Source organism: Bilophila sp. 4_1_30 (genome assembly GCF_000224655.1).
Classification (GTDB): Bacteria; Desulfobacterota; Desulfovibrionia; order Desulfovibrionales; family Desulfovibrionaceae; genus Bilophila; species Bilophila wadsworthia.
Genome location: NZ_JH114233.1, coordinates 381,453 through 384,554 on the forward strand (window position 1 = coordinate 381,453; position 3,102 = coordinate 384,554).

The window sequence follows — 3,102 nt, forward strand, 5'->3', positions numbered from 1 at the left end:
AAGTCTTCTCTTCCTTCCCGTCTCTACATCCCGTCCCTCCTCATCAGCTCCGCGAGGCGGCGGGCGATTTCAAAGTCGGCGGGATAGTTGATGTTGAAAAAGGGCAAGGCTTCCGAGCGCGAGTAGGGGACATGGGTGCGCAGCTCTTCGGGGATGACCACGCTGAACTTGCGGATACCCTGTTCCCACGCGGCATCGAACCAGGGCAGACACGCGGGCTCGTACACCGCTACCAGCGCTTCGATGAATCCCGTTTCCTCTTGCTGATACGTGGTCATGATGGTGCCGGGCAAACGGGCTTCCCGAGCATCGAGCAGGCGGCGAAGCGTCGGGCCGTCCATGAACGGCAGATCGCAGGAGAGGACCAATACGGGCTTTTGCAGGCGGCGCAGTGCCGAATAGACCCCGCCGAACGGCCCCTGACGATCCACCTCGTCGGGAATGGCCTTGAAGGGGGCGGCGTCTTCGGGCGCGCGGCAGGAGACGAACACATCGTCCGTGAAGCCGCCGAGCAGCTCCACCGTACGCTCAAGCATGTCCTTGCCGTCGCCGTGAATCGAGAGACGAAGCTTGTTCCGCCCCATGCGGGACGACAGGCCACCCGCCATGACTATTCCGTACACGATGCCTCCCAGGCGGTACCCCTCAAGGGGATGGGAATGCGCTGATGTCTGGCTCTTTGTATCATATTCTCGGCTGGAGGCAAAACGGTTGCGGAAAAAAGGGCGTGCTCGTGACAAAGGGAACAGACAGGGGCTGGCCAAGTATTTTTTCCAGAAAAGTTTCTTTGGGCAAGAGGCGGAATCCGTTGCGGAGATGGAAATCGGCAAATGTCGGCGGACGGAGCAAAGGATCTTGAGAGCGGATACACCGGCCTTTTCCGAAACAAGGCGACTTTCCTTTGTGGAAAGCCGCCTTGTTCCATAGACGGGAATCCGCTATGGCGGGGGGTTAGTTCAACGTTTTTTCAGCAACGGCCGGAACCTTGGGATCCTTCTGGGCCTTTTCGTGGCAGGGCAAGCAACCCTTTTGGAACCCTGTGTACTGCTTACGCTTTTTGATATGGCAACCGTAGCAGGAATGATCGCTGTCCTTGGCGTGGAACGCCTTGAAAAGGCTCGGGGCAACGCCGTCGTCGCCACGGGGCACGGAGTGGCATTCCTCGCTCGCGCCGCAGGAGACGTACTTGGCGTCGATGTCCGAAGGCAGCGCGTGGTGACAGGTCTGGCAACGGACGCGCCGGTGCGACGAGTGGTTGAACACGACATCCATCTTCTGGTTTCCGCCGGTCGCCTCAATGGTGATGGGATTGCGGATAACTTTGCCGACCTCCTTGATGTCGCTGACGCCTTTGGGTTCTTCGTCATCGGCGGCGAAAGCGGGGACACACAGGAGACAGGCCACGGCAAGGGTCAAGAGTTCCTTTCTCACGTTTACAACTCCGGATGCTGAGGACTAAGCCACAGGTCGGCGCAGTTTCGCAAAAAGCTGGCGGCGCGTCATCGGGTTGGCGTCGTTCTGAGCGAATACGGCGAACTTGTGGTACAGATTGGGATCTTCCGCGTACAAGTATATCACGTGTACGATGCCGTTGTCACCCAATACGGCATTGGGAAAACGTTCTTTAACTTCCGCAAGCCGCTGCTCGGCGAGGTTTTCCATATCTTCCCGTTCGCCGAAATTCATGCACCCGGTGGGACAGGACAGGACGCACGCGGGGAGCATACCCTGATGCACCCGGTCGTTGCAGAAGTCGCACTTGTGGATCTGCTTTGTTTGCGGGTCAACACGCGGGATATCATAGGGGCAGGCTTCGCGCACGGCCTGGCCGTCAAGCTGGGCGGTCAGGGGCGTGAACAGCACCGCGCCCGTCTTCTCGTCCTGCACGATGGCGCCGTCGATGGTCGAAGCGGTCATGCACGGGGCCAGTTCGCAATGGCGGCATTGTTCAGGGAAGAACAACATCCTGAAGTCCTTTCCCTTGCCCACTTCGCGCATGTGCACGGTTTTGTAGGTCACGCTGGACAGGTCCGGCGGGTTCGTGTGTCCGCCGCGGTTCGTCGTTTCCTCGGCGGGCAGGTTCTTCCACTGCTTGCACGCGATTTGGCAGCCTCGGCAGCCCGTGCAGCGCGTCAGGTCGACAAAAAAGGCTTTCGCCATGATGGACTCCTTTATCGGGTGGAGGGGCGGGAGCGGTGAACTTGGGGGAGGAAGGGGAAGCCTTCTGAAGAAGGGCTTCCCCTTCCTCCCCCAAACCTCCCCCTTTCCCCTCCTAAGACTTTTATAAACGGGGCGGGCGGCGTTTGGGGCGGCCCGGCGGGTTTCCCTTGGTGGAAGTTTCCCGGAGCCGCTGTTTTCTTGTTACGTGGTGGAAGGGCCGTTGCAAAGGATAATGGCTTTTCCGCCCGGCAAAATTTTCGCCACGAACATTTTTTCGGTTGCCCGGAGGGAGATTTACTAGGGAACCTTTGCCTTTCAGCCGTCCAGTCAACGGAACTCCCGTCGCGCTGCCTCCCCACCAGTCAAAGTTTTTGCGGGAGGGGAGCGAGCCGCTCTGGCAGGTCCGGGGGAGGGGGCTTTTTACAAAAAGTTCCCTCCCCCGGTTTCCTAATCCCTCCTCAAGACTACTCCGGCAAATCCTGATCAGGCATCTTTTCGATGTTGACCATGAAGGCCTTGGATTCCGGTATGGCGGAGTTGGGGTCGCCCACGGCGGCGGTGAGAAGGTTCGCGCTGTCGCCGCCGCGCTTGGGCACCAGCCAGCCGAAATGCCAGGGAAGGCCGATCATGTGCACGGTCTTGCCGTTGGCGTTCATGGGCTGGAAGCGGTTGGTCACGATGGCCTTGGCAAGCAGGTTGCCGCGGGCGCTGCTGACGCGCACCACGTCGCCGTTGCCGATGCCGCGTTCCTTGGCAAGCTCCGAATCAAGCTCCGCGAAGACCTGCGGCTCGGCTTCCACCAGCCACGAGCAGCGGCGGGTCATGAGGCCCGTCTGCCAGTGCTCGGTGACGCGGTAGGTCGTACCGATGAACGGGAAGCGCTCGTCAGCCACGGCCAGCACTTCGCCGATGGCCTTGAACGCCACGGGGTTGCTGCGCTGC

The 3,102-nt window shown here is 60.2% G+C and carries 4 protein-coding genes; all 4 read right to left on the reverse strand.

Annotated elements, in window-relative coordinates; translation table 11 throughout:
* Positions 1 to 23: 23 nt before the first annotated feature.
* Positions 24 to 623 carry a molybdenum cofactor guanylyltransferase gene (locus HMPREF0178_RS13655; protein ID WP_009368627.1) on the reverse strand — a complete coding sequence of 200 codons (600 nt, stop codon included), beginning with the start codon at positions 621 to 623 and terminating at the stop codon, positions 24 to 26.
* Positions 624 to 951: 328 nt separating this feature from the next.
* Positions 952 to 1,431 (reverse strand): cytochrome c3 family protein, encoded by a 480-nt coding sequence (locus HMPREF0178_RS13660; RefSeq protein WP_009368628.1) that lies wholly within the window; start codon positions 1,429 to 1,431, stop codon positions 952 to 954.
* Between the two features lie 24 nt (positions 1,432 to 1,455).
* Complete coding sequence (locus HMPREF0178_RS13665) at positions 1,456 to 2,160, reverse strand: 4Fe-4S dicluster domain-containing protein (protein ID WP_009368629.1); 705 nt, start codon at positions 2,158 to 2,160, stop codon at positions 1,456 to 1,458.
* Positions 2,161 to 2,624: 464 nt separating this feature from the next.
* Positions 2,625 to 3,102, reverse strand: a 478-nt coding sequence (locus HMPREF0178_RS13670; RefSeq protein WP_009368630.1) for a molybdopterin dinucleotide binding domain-containing protein, incomplete at its 5' end; no start/stop codon positions are given.

Bases quoted from the DNA above. Each gene is read 5' to 3' on its own strand.
- HMPREF0178_RS13665 (WP_009368629.1), bottom strand. From the start codon at position 2,160: ATGGCGAAAGCCTTTTTTGTCGACCTGACGCGCTGCACGGGCTGCCGA.